Source organism: Paraburkholderia sp. 31.1, from assembly GCF_014397645.1.
GTDB lineage: Bacteria > Pseudomonadota > Gammaproteobacteria > Burkholderiales > Burkholderiaceae > Paraburkholderia > Paraburkholderia tuberum.
The window spans coordinates 35,392-49,588 of sequence record NZ_VZQN01000039.1; the positions used below are offsets into that span (position 1 = coordinate 35,392).

Genomic DNA, 14,197 nt, shown 5'->3' on the forward strand with positions numbered 1-14,197 from the left:
CCGATGCAATTCATCCGCCTCAACCCCATGACGGAGGCTCAAATGGAATACCTGTTGATGATCTACTCGGAAGAAAACGGCTGGAGCAAGATGACCGAAAGCGAGCGGCAGCAAGGCGTTGCCGCCTATCACGCGTACACCGAATCGTTGAAGAAAGCGGGGGCTCTGGTGGGGGCCAACCGGCTGCAGCACACGAACACGGCCACCACGGTGCGGCTCGTCGACGGCAAGCCGCAGGTGCTCGATGGACCGTATTCCGATTCGAAGGAGCAACTCGCCGGCTACTACCTGATCGACGTGCCGAACCTCGACGCGGCGATGTCGTGGGCGTCACGTTGTCCCGGCGCGGCGCACGGCGTCATGGAGGTGCGCCCGGTCTGGACCGCCCCTTACGAGGCACCCACTGCATGAGTGCGTCCGGCGGCGCCCTGGGCGATGACGGCGCCGCGCGTTCGATTGCCGAGGCGGTCGCTCGCCGCAGCTACGGCAAGCTCGTCGCGCTGCTGGCGATGCGCACGCGCGACGTCGCCGCAGCCGAGGACGCGCTCGCCGACGCATTCGCGGCCGCGCTCGCGGACTGGCCGGAGCACGGCTGTCCCGCGAGTCCTGAAGCGTGGCTGATGACGGTCGCGCGCCGCCGGGCGATCGACGGCGCGCGTCATCGCCAGGTCGGCGACGACGTGGCGAACCAGTTGATGATCCTCGCCGACGAGATCGACGAGAGTGAGGCAGGCGCGTTGCCCGACCGGCGGCTTGCCCTGCTGTTCGCGTGCACGCACCCTGCGCTCGAGGCCGCGATTCGGACGCCGCTGATGCTGCAAGTGGTGTTGGGGCTGGAAGCGAAGACGATTGCGTCGGCGTTCCTGATGTCGCCCGCCGCGATGAGCAAACGCCTCGTGCGGGCGAAGACCAAGATCCGCGAAGCGGGCATTCCGTTCAGCGTGCCCGAGCGCGAGGAGTTGCCGGGCCGGCTCGACGCGGTGCTCGAAGCGGTCTATGCGGCGTATGCGGAAGGTTGGACGGACCCGGTCGGCGGCGATACCGAGCGACGCGACCTCGCGGACGAGGCGCTGTATCTCGCGCAACTGCTCGTCGAGTTGCTTCCCGACGAACCGGAGACGTTGGGCCTGCTCGCGCTGATGCTGTTTGCACAGGCGCGGCGTGATGCGCGACGCGATGCGGCTGGCGACTACGTGCCGCTGTCGGCCCAGGACCCTGCAACGTGGAACGCGCCGATGATCGACGCGGCGAACGCACTGCTGCGGCGCGCGAACGCGCTCAACGCAATCGGGCGCTTTCAGCTCGAGGCCGCGCTGCAGTCGGCGCATGTGGATCGCTGCCGGACGCGTCGCCCGAACTGGGACGAAATCGTGCAGCTCTACGATGGGCTGCTCGCCATTGCAGGGTCGCCGGTGGTCGCCGTGAACCGTGCGCTTGCCGTGGCCGAACGCGACGGCCCGCAGGCGGCGCTCGACGCGCTTGCGCCGTATGCGGACGACCCGCGGCTGGCCGACTACCAGCCCTACTGGGCCGCACGCGCCAATCTGCTCGCGCGTACCGGCGCGACTGCGCAAGCACTCGACGCGTACGATCTGGCAATCGGCCTTGAGCGTGATCCGGCCGTGCGCCGGTTCCTGCAGCGCAAGCGAATGGAGCTTGCATCGACGAGCAGTTAGCGGAGTGGGTTGCGTTTGCCTGCTTCGTCAGGTCGGGCGTGGCGGCTTTGCCCCGACAGGCCTGCGCCTGAACCTCACCGCTCCGGCTGCAACAGCCCCCAGCTCACGAGAATCGCCTGGATGCTGCGCGCGTAGGCGTCGCGCTCGTGCGGCGATTCCGAGTGATACGCTCCGATTGCGCGCCATGTGTTGCCGTATCGCACCATCTTCTGCTTGAGCAGCCACGCGGCCACGAAGATATTCACGCACGGGTCCGTGAGCGCGCGGTGCGGAATGCCCCGGCTCTCGAGTTCAGGAAAGTGGATCGAATTGATCTGCAATTGTCCCACGTCGATCGAACCGTTGGCGTTGCGGTTGATGGCGCTCGCGTCGCCTTTCGATTCGCGCCATGCCACGGCGCGCAGCACGTGCGGATTGACGCCCTGGTAAGCGCCGGCCTTGTCGAAGCAATCGTCGGCGGACGGGGCGGCTTGCGCGGTCGAACTGCCGAGCGCCAGCAGCGCCGCCCAGGCGCATAGGGCCCACGACCGCAAAGGGCGGAAGGCGTTGGTCTTGTGCTGGTCCATGAGTCGGGGCTCCAGGTCCTGCTTTACTGCGCCAGCGCGGAATCGAGCTGCCGCTCGATGTCCTTGAGATAGGTGCGCGACGCATCGGAGACGACGAGGCGCGGCGTGGGCATCGCGCAGCGGCAATCGTGCTGGTGCGTCTTTTTCTTGTTGTGCGACGTCGAGCGCGGCGCGGGAAGATCGTCGTCGTCGCCGGTGGAGGGCGGCAGCATGGAGAGCGTGGGCAGCGGCGGGTAGACCTTGTCCGCAGAGGCTGTGGTGACAGCGGTGGCAGTGCCGGCCGCAGTCGCAGGCGCGCTGGCAGCGGGCTGGCCCGCCCATGCGGCCGAACCTAAGCATAGCGATGCCGCGGCGAAAGCAATCAGGCGCATCGTGTCAGCTCCCCGCATGTAGCGGCTGGATCGAGACGCTGTACGTCTGGTTCGCGCCGGTCGTAAGGTTTTCGAGCGTGGGTTTGAGCCCCTGCTGCGGCACGCCCCGCCAGATCGCCTGGTTGATGTACTTGAAGTCCTGGCCCAGCGCCGTTACGCGGATCACAGTGGGCTGCTTCTGCGCGGCGGCGAGCGCACCCGCCTTGGCGAGCACCGTAGTCAGTTGCGGATCGCGCGCGCCGAGTGCATCGGCGGGAATGTCGAACTTCATGATCACGTCCGACACCGCAGGTTTCTCGGCTTGAGCCGTATTGGGCTGCTGCAGTTGTGCACAGCCCGTTACAAACATTACGGCAAGTAAGAGCACAACGCGCGTCACGTCGGGGTCTCCAAAGTTTCGTGGCGATGTACGCGTTTTCGGCTTGGGATGCTCAGACTTGATACCTGGGGGCAAACGTTTGCGAAAAAGAAAGAGTTCGCTCTCGCGGCGCCGCTTCCCGGAAGGTTGCTGCGTGCCCCTCCGCCTTCGAGCAAAGAACTTCTTGCCCTGTCGGGTAAAGCCACAGCGATTGCTACGCGTACGCTCGTCTGCACGCGATCGATCTGACGCCCCAACCCGACGAACCGACTCACGCATACCGCGCGAGAAACATATCCGCCGCCGCTTCCGCGATGCGCTTCTGCTCGCTGGCATCGAGCGGCACTTGCCCCATCGCCACTTGCGGCCAGAAGGCAAAAGCCTTCACGAGCCCCTGCAACTGCAGTGCCGCGAAGACGGGGTCATCGGTCTTGATGCGGCCGTCCGCGGCGGCCGCCCGGACCCACGCCGTCAGATCTTCCTCGCGTTCGCCCATGCGAGCGACCATGTCCCGCGCGCGCTCCGGTGAATGGATGCCAGCCGCGATCGCCACCCGGGCAAGCGACAAAAAGGACTCGTCGTGAAGCAGCCGCAGCTTGCGCTCCAGCAGATCGAGCAACTGCGCGCGCAACGGTTGGTCAGCACGATAAGAGGGTGCATCGCCGTCATGGCTCGCGTCCCACAGTTGATGGAGAATCGCCGCGAAAAGTGCTTCCTTGCCCGGGAAATGGTTATAGACCGTGCGCTTCGAGACATTCGCGCGGGCGGCGATACGGTCCATGCTGGTAGCGTCGTAGCCGGCCGCGAGGAATTCCTCGATCGCGGCAGCGACGATCGCGACGCGCTTTCGGTCAGTCAGACGTTGGGGGCGGGCACAGGATTCCATCCAACGATTTTACACTGAGCAGTTTACTTTTCTTTAAGATAATCTACACTGCCGAGTGTACATTTTCTTCGGAAGGTCAACTTCATGACGTCGCTTCCCGCCTTTGTCCGCCGAATGCTCGGCGTGAACGCCGCACAGCGCAGCCGCGCGAGGTTCAGCCTGTCGCCGCAGCATGACGGCGAGCGCTTTCGCAACGTCAAGCCGCGTCCGGCGGAAAGCCTGCGCAAAACGCTCGGCCTCGCGTGGACGGTGCTGTTCAACAAACCGCGCGGCACCGTGCCCGCCGACGCGTTACCGGTCGAAACGCTGACGCGCGCGCAACTCGACGCGGCGCCCGACCGCAGCCTGTACCGGCTCGGTCATTCGACGATGCTGCTGAAGTTGCGCGGCAAGTTCTGGCTGACCGATCCCGTGTTCGCCGAGCGGGCGTCTCCGTTCCGCAATCTCGGTCCGAAGCGCTTTCATGCGCCGCCGATCTCACTCCACGATTTGCCGCCGCTGCGCGGCGTGATCCTGTCGCATGATCACTACGACCATCTCGACCGCGAAACCGTGCTGATACTGGCGCAGCGTACCGAGGTGTTTTTGACGCCGCTTGGGGTCGGCGACCGGCTCATCGAATGGGGTATCGACGCGGCAAAGGTCCGGCAATTCGACTGGTGGCAGGGCACGGAGGTCGAGGGCATCGAGTTCACCGCGACGCCCGCGCAGCACTTCTCCGGGCGCAGCCTGTTCGACGGCAACCGGACGTTGTGGGCGTCGTGGGTGATCGTCGATCACGATTTGCGCGTGTTTTTCAGCGGCGACACCGGTTACTTCGAGGGTTTCAGCGCGATCGGCGAGCGCCTCGGACCATTCGACGTCACGTTGATCGAAACCGGCGCGTACGACGCGATGTGGCCATACGTCCATATGCAGCCCGAAGAAACCGTGCAGGCGCATATCGACCTGCGCGGCCGCTGGCTCGTGCCGATCCATAACGGCACCTTCGACCTCGCGATGCATCGCTGGCAGGAGCCGTTCGAAAGGGTGACGGGGCTGGCACTCGCGCGCGGCGTCGCGCTGTCGACACCGCGCATGGGCGAGCGGCTCGATCTGACTGCGGTGCATCGCGGCGAACGCTGGTGGCGCGACGTTGCGCAAACCGCTGCCGTGCCGAAGGCTTCGTGGCGGATGTGCGCGTCGCGCGGGGTCCAGGAGGGGGAGTCGTCCTGAGGTCGTTGGCACCGCCACGTCTTTGCGGCGGACGAGAGCGACCGAGCGGACTGTTTCGCGGCGGTGCGCTGGTGCGGCGCGCGCACGTTGCCGTTCCCGCCGAAGCGCTCGCGACCTCGAAGTACGCTCCGTCGGAACGGTCCGCCGCGGCGTGATACGCAACCGTCGATCTGCGGGTCAATTCTTCAGGTCGGCGAGAATGCGTTCCGCGAGAAAATCGCACACAGGCCGTTTCGAAGCGGCACTTCGCGCCAGCACGACTTCAAGTGTGCCGATTTCCGGCAGGCCATTCGCGGTTCCCAGCAGCGAGAAGTGAGCCGGTACCGCGCACTTCGCCAAAGGCGTCACCGCGAGTCCGGCCTCGGCCATCGTCAGCAGACCCAGCAGACTCGGACTTTCATACGAGGTTCGATACGTGATGCGCGCTCGCTCCAGGCTCCGTATGGCTTTCTCCCGCGCGACGCTGCCGGGCAAAAACACGGCGATGGGCAAGGGCCTTTCACGCCAGATCTCGGTCGCGCCTGGCGCGGCGGCCCAGACCATCGGTTCGTGACGCAGGAACTCGCCGTGCAATCCTTTCACGCGCGTCGCGCAGACGAGATCGACCGTGCCGTCTTTCAACATGGGCTCGAGAGCGACGCTTGGCAGGCCCACTACCTGAATCTCCACCTTCGGATAGGTCGCCGAAAATTTCTTGAGGATCGGCGGGAACAGTGACGTCGCATAGTCGTCAGGCACGCCGATCACCACGCGTCCGGTCACGTCGGGCCGTACCACCGCTGCCCACGCTTCGTCGCGCAGGGCGATCATCCGCCGCGCGTAGGTCAACAGCATTTCGCCGTCCTGCGTCGGCACCACGCTGCGAGGCTTGCGCACGAAAAGCGCCTTGCCGAGCGCCGTCTCGAGCGTCTTGATCTGCATGCTCACCGCCGATTGCGAACGATGCACGACCTGCGCCGCGCGACTGATCGTGCCGGCGTCCGCGACCGCGATGATCATGGACAGCACGTCCAGATCGAGCGCTTTCATTTCCGTTGCCATGATGGTTGATATCAGAAAAGTAGATCGATTCCATCAATATTATGCGATTTTCTTTTGCGAGCACACCGTCGATAGTGGCGCCAAAGGAGCCCTGTGATGAATGCACGTACCAGCCCATCGATTCTGGCCTCGGCCTTTGGCGCGTCCGCGCCATCGTTTGTGACCACCGCATCGAGTCTTGCGATACCGTATGTCGAGTCCGGGCGCGGCGAGCCGATGGTTTTCGTGCACGGCTCGCTTTGCGACTATCGCTATTGGGACGCCCAGATGGCCTCCCTGTCGGGCCGGTTTCGCTGCTTCGCGCCGAGCTTGAGCCATTACTGGCCCGAGATCGATGCATTTGGACACAGCGACTTCAGTTGGGAGGCGCACGTCGAGGAAATTGCCGGATTCATCACGGCGCTCGACCTTGCTCCCGTTCATCTGGTCGGTCACTCGCGGGGTGGGTGCGTGGCTTTCCATCTCGCGCGCGAATTTCCGCGCCTCGTGAAAACGCTGACGCTAGCCGATCCCGGCGGCCCGCTGCAAACCGAAGCGAGGGGGCAGCCTGCGTTCATGCCGCCGGCGACCAACGTGTTGCGCGCACGGGTCGCGGAACTGATCGAGCGGGGCGAGTTCGACGCCGGCTTGTCGATGTTCGTCGACTCGGTGAGCATGCCGGGGTTCTGGAACAAAAGCCCGGAGAGCTTTCGTCGCATGGCGCTCGACAACGCGCTCACGCTGCCAAAGCAGTTGCTCGATCCGCTTCCCGCCTATACGCCGGAAGCCGCGCGCGATATCAAGTGCCGTACGTTGTTGATCGACGGCCAGAAAAGTCCCCGTATGTTCCGCAATACGGTCGACAAGCTCGAACAGTGGATCGAGTTTGCCGAACGCGAAACGATCGACGGTGCGTCGCATGGGATGAATGTCGCGAGACCGGATGCGTTCAACAGGGCGGTTGCGACTTTCGCGGCGTAGCCCGGTTGACGGGAGAGTGCTTCGGCGTGCACGCTGGTTTTCCCGGCCAGCAAGGTATCGATCTTGTGATCCTGGACCAGCAACTCGGCCGCCGTACTCGAATGAACGACCGAGCCGCGCTCGAGCACCACGGCGTTGTGCGTGATGCCCAGCGCCTTGCGCGCGTTCTGCTCGACCAGAATCACTGAGAGGCCTTCGCGGATGATCTCCGAGACAGGTCCTGCACGATAATCGGCGCGAGGCCCTCGAGCGGTTCGTCGAGCAGCAGCACCTTGGGATTGAGCATCAGCGCGCGGCCGATGGCCAACATCTGTTGCTCGCCGCCGGAGAGCTGGTTGCCCATATTGGCGCGGCGCTCCTGCAGGCGCGGGAACATCCGGTAGATGCGAGCCAGATCCCACGGACCGGACACGGCGATCGCCGTCAGGTTCTCTTCGACCGTCAGCGACTTGAAGATATTGTGCGTTCCTGCGGCACCCAGCCGATGCCGGCCAGCGCGCGCTGGTGCGGTCGTAGTCCGCGCTTTGCTTCACGAGCCGCGCGCCCACTTCGGGACGCGCCAGCGATTTCGACGGCTTCAGCCGAAGCGCGCTGCCTCTTCATTGGGCGGCCAGCGGCAGCCGGACACAGTTCTTGCTCGCGTATTCATCGATTCATCAATTCTGCGGGGCCAGGCGCAAAGCCGGCACGCATAGTGCGGACACGCGAGCGCCGTCGTGCCAGCTGGCGACTCGGGCGCAGCGTCGAGCGAACCCGCGGTCACGACGACGCCCGATGCCATGCAACCGGGCCCTCGACCACAAGGAGGACTTTCAATGAAAGACATCGATCTGAACCAGCGCGTCGAAGAAATCGAACTGGCTCTTTCCACACTATTCGAGTCGCCGAAGGCGCCCGCGATCAGCAGCTACGACGACGGCCGGACGTTCTTCATCCAGGCCTCCTGGGTCGTCGAGTCACATGGCGACACGACGCTGGATGCGCGATGCGTGCTCACACTCCACTTTTCGGATTCGCAGATTCAGCGTTACGCGCAGATGGACACGGCACAACGTATCCTCGTGCGCGAACGCCTCTGCCAAATGGTCCGCGATCGACTCCGAGCGGAAGGCGGTGAGTTGCCCTTGCGGGGAGAGTGCGCCGAAGACCTGCAGGTGGAGGATCGGCTGCTGGATGTCGACGATCAGCTCTGATCCATCGCGGACGGCGTACGTCCGCGGCTTGGCGATTGGCTGTCCGAGCCGGCGGCCGCCTGCCAATCGAGTTGCGCCCGAATCTCCACGATGTAGCGAGGTCGAAAAGTGACTAGCACGATTCTTCGCTCGGGACCGGGGGCGGGAGCGACTCGAGCAACTTCACGAGCCTTGCCTGCTGCTGCGGAGTCAGTCCTTGAGTAGCGCTCACCTGCTGAACACGCGCGCGCCAGTAGGTCCGGCTGAACAACGAATCCGCGCCATCGGAGGACAGGATCCGTTCGAGATGGGAAATTGCATCTCCAGCGGTCAGGGGTGTATAGGGGCTCTCCCTGTACGGGGGCCCTTTCCTGATTGTTGTTTTCATCCACTTCTCTCAGGTGGTGACCGGCTGGGTCCGGTCGTATACGTCCGGCTTCAATTGGCCGGTTCGTGCCAAACAACCCATGCGGGGCGCGCGCCCGGCAGCTACCTGGCGGGCCAGGTAGCATGACGCGCGCGGGGTCGCGTGGCGACGCGACCCATTGCAAGCGGCACGGCCCCGGTGTTCAGCAAAGCTCCGCGGCGGCCACCCACGGCATCGTCTCGAACTGCCTGAGAACGGTGTGCAGCGATCCGGAGAGCCTGTCGGCAAACGCGATCGTCATGTCTTCGACGTCACGTTTACGGTTGCTCGTAATCCGTACCTCCTCGATGGCATCTGCGACCGGCATCAATACCTGCCACACTGCGGCGACCCGCATGCAGCCGCGCCTCGTACGAACCGTAATCTGATGGCCTGTGGCCTTTAGTTGTCCGGTGGTTTCCGGTGTCATTCTTCAGCCCTCTCGATGTATCTGATTTGTTATTGGCACGGACGATGCACCTACATTCGCCCGCGCGGTTGATGCCACCACTCATGATGATCCAGATGTCGTAGCAGTCGTGCCCGTCTGCGCTCACGGCGATAGTGATCAATCACCATCAGCATTGCGATGCTGAGGGCCGAGCCCCCAATGATCAGGCCCATCCAGGTCTCACTCATGACACGTTCCTCTCATGGAAGCACAGGGGTGTTGCGTGAATGGTTCGCGCCGCTTCGTCCGATGTTCCGGCGCATACCGGCGCGGTGTGTCGCGTTACTGCATGTGCTGGCCGCCGTTGATCGCGATATTGGAGCCGGTCACGAAGCCGGCATCGTCCGAGCAGAGATAGAGCACGAGCGCCGCGACTTCCTCGGGCTTGCCGAGCCGTCCCATCGGGATATGCGGCAGGACCTTCGTATCGAGGATCTCCTGCGGAATCGCGGTGACCATCTTGGTGGCCAGGTAGCCCGGCGAAATCGTGTTGACGGTGACCCCTTTGCGCGCCACTTCCAGTGCTAGCGACTTGGTGAAACCGTGCATGCCAGCCTTGGCCGCGGCGTAGTTGGTCTGGCCGACCGAGCCTTTTGAACCGTTGACGGACGAAATATTGACGATGCGCCCCCAGCCTCGTGCGACCATCTCTTCGCACAGCGGCTTGGTCATGTTGAAGACCGAATCGAGGTTCGTGCGAATGACCGCATCCCAGTTCACCTTGTCCATCTTCCTGAGAGTCATGTCCTGGGTGATCCCCGCGTTGTTGACCAGGATGTCGACCGGGCCGACCTCCGCCCGAATCTTGTCCGCGCAACGCTGGCATGAGTCGTAGTCGGCCACATCGACCGGGGAAGCGCGGAAGCTCCGGCCCTGAGTTTCCATGTCAGCCAGCCATTTGTCCGCACCGGTGTTGTTCGGCGAGTGCGTGACTACCACCGCATACCCTGCGTCGTGCAGTTTCGTACTGATCGCTTCTCCCAGGCCGCCCATGCCGCCCGTCACTACTACGATTCGTTTCGTCATCCTTTCCATCCGTGATCGTAATGTCTGCGAGGATCGTGAATGCCCAATGGCCGTCTCGCATACCCGCCATCGCTTTGCCACAATGCGCTGCCGCCTCCAGCGTCGAGGGAGGAACGGCTGCGGCATTGATTGAACTGCGCGGGTTTTTATAGGCTTGTGGTATTGCGCGAATGGAGCCGGGTGCGTCAGCTCGCGGCGATATGCCGCGCCGGCGCACTGCTCAAAGATTCCAGATGCCCCGAATGGTGTTGCTCGCCCGCCGGTTCAGGGCGGCGAGTTTCTGTGCCCTTCAAACGCTTCGCTGGCGAGCGAAAGAAAAATCGACGCATTCGTTCGGCAGAATTTCAGCAAAACTTCGGACGAAAGGTCTCTCATTGCTTCTCCCTCGATTGATTTCGAACCCGCTTGCCCCGGAGACGACATGCGTTTTAAGTAAGACTAAATAAACACCACAAAACCAGTTCGGCCCGGATCGCACTTCTGATCGTCGGTATTCAACAGTCGAATGACGACACGGTGTCCATAATCGGGTCGCGGCCGATCGGTTGGCCATAACCCTCGTCAATCCTGCCGTGCCACTGACCGGATGCTTCGCCCTCTACTTCAACTGTCATGAAATGACATAACAATCGATTTTAGAAGGTTAATTCTAACTTCGAAATGTTAAATTTTTGAGAAGAAAGGCTAGGTGAATACCCCTATCCAAAAGGTCGGCTGTCAGGGGCGTAGTCGCGCTAAGTCGACGTTTGAACGTCCGAACGAAGGACGCGAATGGCCAGCGATGATGAGTGCGCTCTCCGATTGCTTCGCAGAGCACCCCAACAATGTCACGAAAATGGCCGAAATGACAGGGACACTGCAGAAAGCACCACCCGGATGCATCATTGCATGTTATGCAACAAAATGACAATTCAGCCGACCCTGTCAGACACTCCTGCCTGGGCCCGGCCGGCTCGCTGCACGAGGGGGCGGCTGCCCAGGCAGCGTCGCTCGTCCGCGGCGCGTGCTGTAGAGAATGACGAACGCTGCGGCGCGGCACGCATAGCGAATGCGTGTCGGCAGCGGTGAACGGGACCGGGTTTCGAAGGGCAACGCAGGCGCACATAGAACACCGTTCGCACGCGAGCGTAAGATGGAAGCGATTGATCGATGAGTTTCAAGGGGGCGCCATGAAGCCGGTGTGCCCGCTGCACGGGCCAACGACCATCGTCGGCACGAACGCGTATGGGTTTCCGATCTATGCCTGTTGCCGCGACGACGTTCCTTATGTCACGCCGCCGGACGCCTGTACGCGTGAACCGGCGCAACGCGGACAAGAATCGAAGCCGCCACCGCGGCGACCTCAGGCAAACAAGGAACCACGCTGACGTTCGCGGGCAACGTCATACCCGCAGCGAAACCTTATCGGCTCCAGTTGCAGTCGATCAACGCATCAACGAGGCGCCAGTCCTGCCAGTCGCAAAAGTCGAGCATCAGCGTGCCGCATGGTTCCGGACGAGCCGCGAGTCGCTCCGCAAGTTGCTCGTGAATGCCGCGATGCCGTGTATCGCCACACGCCACGACGACCGGCGCCGCCGCCATCCCCGTGCCGCTGCAAAAGTTGATGACCCACCGCTCGCCGCACAGAGCGGGGGCGAGGTTCAACAGTGAATCGATGGCGCGCCATTTGTAAGCGATCGATGTCGGCACCGGCACGCGAAACTCGTCCTGAATGGTGAATGGCGCCGGCGCGACGTCGATATCGAACGTCGCGTTCTCGGGCCAGACTGTCAGGTCGATGCCGAGCGGCTCTTCACTCGCGAAGCGCCGCAGTAGCACGATGCTCCCGCGTACCGCCTCCAGCAGCGGCCGCCCGGAAGCAAGCCGCCAGCGCACATCCGCATGTCTTTCCACATACCATTCGAAGGTCGCGGCAAACGCGCGGGCGCAGTCACGCGCGGGCCATTCGTCCTTGACGGACATGACGATACATTCGCCGCGGTGAAGCGCGAGAAACTGAGCGCATGCCCGCACCACATCGTCGAAAGTCAGGCCCAGCGAGATGCCGCCGTGATGAATCGGGAAGCGATCACGCACATGGCGGCAGCGGATGTCGAGGACCCGTACGCCATGGTGCAACTGATCGTCGAGCGTGGCATGCTGCGTGCGCGCGAGCCGGTCATCGACCGTGTAGGCGCAGGTGTCATGGCTGCCCGGCAAGGTCAGTGCGGACAGCAAGCGGCTGCCATCGATGGCCGACATCCAGTCAGCCGGCGAAACGGTGTGATCAGTCAGGGCAGGGCGCAAGAAAACCTCTGGATAAGCAAAGCGTCTGCTGCAGCGGCGGCGTGAAGTCGGAGCCCCCTACTTCAACCCGCCCGAAAAGCCCTGCAGCAGATAGCGCTGCACATAGCCCGCGAGCAGAAGCGTCGGCACCGACGAAATCAGCCCCGCGCTCATCAGTTCACCCCAGTCGATGCCGTTCTCGGTCACATAACCCGCCATGGCGAGCGGCAGCGTGAAATGACTCGGCGACGAGACGAACAACAGCGCCAGCAGAAACTCGTTCCACGCGATGATGAACACGAAGATGGCGGTGGCAACGAGACCTGGCGCGCACAGCGGCACGACGATGAAGACGATGCGCTGCGCGAGGTTCGCGCCGTCGAGCGCCGCGGCCTCCTCGAATTCGATCGGCACGTCGCGCACGAACGGCAGCAACATCCAGATCGCCATCGGCAGCGCGTACAGCTGATAGGCGAGTATCAGCCCAAACAGCGAATCGAGCAGATGGAGCCACTTGGCCAGCGAAAACAGCGGTACGGCCACCGCAATCGGCGGCATCAGCTTCAGTGCCAGCACGAGCAGCAGGAACAGCAGATCGAGGCGCGCGGGAAACGCAAGCCGCGCGAGGGCATAAGCGGCCGGAAAAGCCAGCGCGAGCGCGAGCAACGTGGCGCCTGGCGCGACCCACACGGAGTTCAGCACCGACTGGGCCATGCCGCTTTCCCACACCGCCGCGAAGTGCTCGAACGTGGGCGCCGAAGGCCACAACGCGAGCGGATGGGCGAGGCGTTCCAGCGTCGGCGTGAAGGCCGCGCCAGCCATCCATATGCACGGCAGCAGCAACACCGCCAGCGCGGCGATCCGCAACAGCCCTCGCACCGCGGCAGCGGACGAGCGTCGCGCGAAACCCTGCAAGCGTGCGAGAGGCATCAACGGTCGCGCTTGACGGCCGATTTCCATATGTATCCCGAGACCAGCACCGCGCACGTGAGCAGCATCAGTACCGAAGCCGCGCTGGCGGGTCCTACGTTGAAGAACCGGAAACCCGTGTCGTAGATGTACGTCGACAGCGTTTGCGTGGCATTGCCCGGACCGCCGCCCGTCAATGCGTACACCTTGTCGAACAGCTTGAAGGTGTCGATCGAGCGCAGCAGCATCGCGAGGGCGACATGGGGTGCAACGAGCGGCAGCGTGATGTATCGCAGGCACTGGCATTCGTTCGCGCCGTCGATGCGGGCCGCCTCGGCGATTTCCGGCGGAATCGACTGCAGCCCCGCGAGAATGATCAGGAATGCCATCGGCGTCCATTGCCAGACATCGACCAACATCAGCGACCAGAGCGCGAGGTGCGGATCGGATAACCAGGGCACCGCCGGCAGACCTGCCGCCGTGAGCAGCGCATTCAGGAAGCCGCGGTAATTGAGCCAATTGCGCCAGATGGCGGAGCACACGAGCGTGGAGAGCATCATCGGCAGCACGGCGAGCGGCAAGGCGATGCGCCGGCCCGGAAACGCGCGCACGAACAGCAGCGCGAGCGCGAGGCCGAACAGGACTTCAGCGAGCGAGGCCACGCTCATGAACTGGATCGTATTGACGAAACTCGTGCCGAACTCGCCGTCCGCAATGACCGATCGATAGTTGGCGAGTCCGATGAACGAGCGATGCCCCGACGCGTAATTCACCGAGAAAAACGAATCGATCAGCACGCGCGCCATCGGGTAGAGCGCCAGCACGCCGAGCACGAGCGCGGCTGGGCTCATCAGGACGATCAGCGGCAGATAACGTCGCAACCCGCTCATCGACT

At 63.5% G+C, this 14,197-nt stretch carries 16 protein-coding genes and 1 pseudogene; 5 read left to right on the forward strand and 12 right to left on the reverse strand.

What is annotated here, in order from left to right:
- The first annotated feature begins 42 nt into the window (after positions 1-42).
- Both F6X37_RS26780 and F6X37_RS26785 read left to right on the forward strand, forming a co-directional pair.
- Positions 43-411, forward strand: a complete 369-nt coding sequence (locus F6X37_RS26780; RefSeq protein ID WP_184067896.1) for a YciI family protein — start codon at positions 43-45, stop codon at positions 409-411.
- Positions 408-1,676 carry an RNA polymerase sigma factor gene (locus F6X37_RS26785; RefSeq protein ID WP_187613378.1) on the forward strand — a complete coding sequence of 423 codons (1,269 nt, stop codon included), beginning with the start codon at positions 408-410 and terminating at the stop codon, positions 1,674-1,676. The genes F6X37_RS26780 and F6X37_RS26785 overlap by 4 nt, the downstream gene beginning before the upstream one ends.
- A 74-nt stretch (positions 1,677-1,750) precedes the next feature.
- Here F6X37_RS26785 and F6X37_RS26790 read toward each other — a convergent pair whose 3' ends face one another.
- The 4 genes from F6X37_RS26790 to F6X37_RS26805 form a co-directional block, all read right to left on the reverse strand.
- Complete coding sequence (locus tag F6X37_RS26790) at positions 1,751-2,242, reverse strand: lytic transglycosylase domain-containing protein (protein ID WP_184067903.1); 492 nt, start codon at positions 2,240-2,242, stop codon at positions 1,751-1,753.
- Between the two features lie 23 nt (positions 2,243-2,265).
- Entirely contained in the window at positions 2,266-2,613 is a 348-nt protein-coding gene (locus tag F6X37_RS26795; protein WP_184044876.1) for a hypothetical protein, read from the reverse strand.
- Between the two features lie 4 nt (positions 2,614-2,617).
- Positions 2,618-2,992 carry a hypothetical protein gene (locus F6X37_RS26800; protein ID WP_184067907.1) on the reverse strand — a complete coding sequence of 125 codons (375 nt, stop codon included), beginning with the start codon at positions 2,990-2,992 and terminating at the stop codon, positions 2,618-2,620.
- Between the two features lie 250 nt (positions 2,993-3,242).
- On the reverse strand, positions 3,243-3,857 hold the full coding sequence (locus F6X37_RS26805) for a TetR/AcrR family transcriptional regulator (RefSeq protein WP_187613379.1): 615 nt from the start codon (positions 3,855-3,857) through the stop codon (positions 3,243-3,245).
- 84 nt (positions 3,858-3,941) lie between these two features.
- On the opposite strand from F6X37_RS26805, the gene F6X37_RS26810 reads away from it, so the two are divergent.
- Positions 3,942-5,072, forward strand: coding sequence for an MBL fold metallo-hydrolase (locus tag F6X37_RS26810; RefSeq protein WP_187613380.1), 1,131 nt, complete (start codon positions 3,942-3,944; stop codon positions 5,070-5,072).
- A 177-nt stretch (positions 5,073-5,249) separates the two neighbouring features.
- Here the strand turns inward: F6X37_RS26810 and F6X37_RS26815 are convergent, their stop codons facing one another.
- Positions 5,250-6,101 (reverse strand): LysR substrate-binding domain-containing protein, encoded by an 852-nt coding sequence (locus F6X37_RS26815; RefSeq protein WP_184069590.1) that lies wholly within the window; start codon positions 6,099-6,101, stop codon positions 5,250-5,252.
- Positions 6,102-6,209: 108 nt separating this feature from the next.
- On the opposite strand from F6X37_RS26815, the gene F6X37_RS26820 reads away from it, so the two are divergent.
- Positions 6,210-7,073: an alpha/beta fold hydrolase gene (locus tag F6X37_RS26820; RefSeq protein WP_187613381.1), complete on the forward strand. Its 864-nt coding sequence runs from the start codon at positions 6,210-6,212 to the stop codon at positions 7,071-7,073.
- Between the two features lie 44 nt (positions 7,074-7,117).
- Here F6X37_RS26820 and F6X37_RS26825 read toward each other — a convergent pair.
- Positions 7,118-7,589 (reverse strand): annotated as a pseudogene (locus tag F6X37_RS26825) (ABC transporter ATP-binding protein); the annotation flags it as partial.
- Between the two features lie 299 nt (positions 7,590-7,888).
- On the opposite strand from F6X37_RS26825, the gene F6X37_RS26830 reads away from it, so the two are divergent.
- The gene (locus F6X37_RS26830; protein ID WP_018422505.1) at positions 7,889-8,266 is read left to right on the forward strand and encodes a DUF3022 domain-containing protein; all 378 of its coding nucleotides are present in this window, start codon (positions 7,889-7,891) and stop codon (positions 8,264-8,266) included.
- A gap of 112 nt (positions 8,267-8,378) precedes the next feature.
- Here the strand turns inward: F6X37_RS26830 and F6X37_RS37140 are convergent, their stop codons facing one another.
- From F6X37_RS37140 to F6X37_RS26855, 6 genes are all read right to left on the reverse strand, one after another.
- A complete protein-coding gene (locus tag F6X37_RS37140) occupies positions 8,379-8,633 on the reverse strand; it encodes a hypothetical protein (protein ID WP_262420030.1) in 255 nt (84 codons plus the stop codon).
- A gap of 181 nt (positions 8,634-8,814) precedes the next feature.
- Complete coding sequence (locus F6X37_RS26835; protein ID WP_262420031.1) at positions 8,815-9,009, reverse strand: hypothetical protein; 195 nt, start codon at positions 9,007-9,009, stop codon at positions 8,815-8,817.
- A 375-nt stretch (positions 9,010-9,384) separates the two neighbouring features.
- On the reverse strand, positions 9,385-10,128 hold the full coding sequence (gene phbB / locus F6X37_RS26840) for an acetoacetyl-CoA reductase (protein WP_187613406.1): 744 nt from the start codon (positions 10,126-10,128) through the stop codon (positions 9,385-9,387).
- A gap of 1,401 nt (positions 10,129-11,529) precedes the next feature.
- Positions 11,530-12,414, reverse strand: a complete 885-nt coding sequence (locus F6X37_RS26845) for a phosphatidylinositol-specific phospholipase C (protein WP_410451431.1) — start codon at positions 12,412-12,414, stop codon at positions 11,530-11,532.
- Between the two features lie 57 nt (positions 12,415-12,471).
- Entirely contained in the window at positions 12,472-13,323 is an 852-nt protein-coding gene (locus tag F6X37_RS26850; protein WP_187613383.1) for a carbohydrate ABC transporter permease, read from the reverse strand.
- Positions 13,323-14,192 (reverse strand): carbohydrate ABC transporter permease, encoded by an 870-nt coding sequence (locus F6X37_RS26855; RefSeq protein ID WP_187613384.1) that lies wholly within the window; start codon positions 14,190-14,192, stop codon positions 13,323-13,325. Before F6X37_RS26855 ends, F6X37_RS26850 begins: the two co-directional genes overlap by 1 nt.
- Positions 14,193-14,197: the final 5 nt, after the last annotated feature.

Excerpts from the sequence above, each read along its gene's own strand:
- F6X37_RS26780 (WP_184067896.1), top strand. The coding sequence starts at position 43 with ATGGAATACCTGTTGATGATCTACTCGGAAGAAAACGGCTGGAGCAAG.
- F6X37_RS26785 (WP_187613378.1), top strand. The coding sequence starts at position 408 with ATGAGTGCGTCCGGCGGCGCCCTGGGCGATGACGGCGCCGCGCGTTCG.
- F6X37_RS26790 (WP_184067903.1), bottom strand. The coding sequence starts at position 2,242 with ATGGACCAGCACAAGACCAACGCCTTCCGCCCTTTGCGGTCGTGGGCC.
- F6X37_RS26795 (WP_184044876.1), bottom strand. The coding sequence starts at position 2,613 with ATGCGCCTGATTGCTTTCGCCGCGGCATCGCTATGCTTAGGTTCGGCC.
- F6X37_RS26805 (WP_187613379.1), bottom strand. The coding sequence starts at position 3,857 with ATGGAATCCTGTGCCCGCCCCCAACGTCTGACTGACCGAAAGCGCGTC.
- F6X37_RS26810 (WP_187613380.1), top strand. The coding sequence starts at position 3,942 with ATGACGTCGCTTCCCGCCTTTGTCCGCCGAATGCTCGGCGTGAACGCC.
- F6X37_RS26815 (WP_184069590.1), bottom strand. The coding sequence starts at position 6,101 with ATGAAAGCGCTCGATCTGGACGTGCTGTCCATGATCATCGCGGTCGCG.
- F6X37_RS26820 (WP_187613381.1), top strand. The coding sequence starts at position 6,210 with ATGAATGCACGTACCAGCCCATCGATTCTGGCCTCGGCCTTTGGCGCG.
- F6X37_RS26830 (WP_018422505.1), top strand. The coding sequence starts at position 7,889 with ATGAAAGACATCGATCTGAACCAGCGCGTCGAAGAAATCGAACTGGCT.
- F6X37_RS37140 (WP_262420030.1), bottom strand. The coding sequence starts at position 8,633 with ATGAAAACAACAATCAGGAAAGGGCCCCCGTACAGGGAGAGCCCCTAT.
- F6X37_RS26835 (WP_262420031.1), bottom strand. The coding sequence starts at position 9,009 with ATGCGGGTCGCCGCAGTGTGGCAGGTATTGATGCCGGTCGCAGATGCC.
- phbB (WP_187613406.1), bottom strand. The coding sequence starts at position 10,128 with ATGACGAAACGAATCGTAGTAGTGACGGGCGGCATGGGCGGCCTGGGA.
- F6X37_RS26850 (WP_187613383.1), bottom strand. The coding sequence starts at position 13,323 with ATGCCTCTCGCACGCTTGCAGGGTTTCGCGCGACGCTCGTCCGCTGCC.
- F6X37_RS26855 (WP_187613384.1), bottom strand. The coding sequence starts at position 14,192 with ATGAGCGGGTTGCGACGTTATCTGCCGCTGATCGTCCTGATGAGCCCA.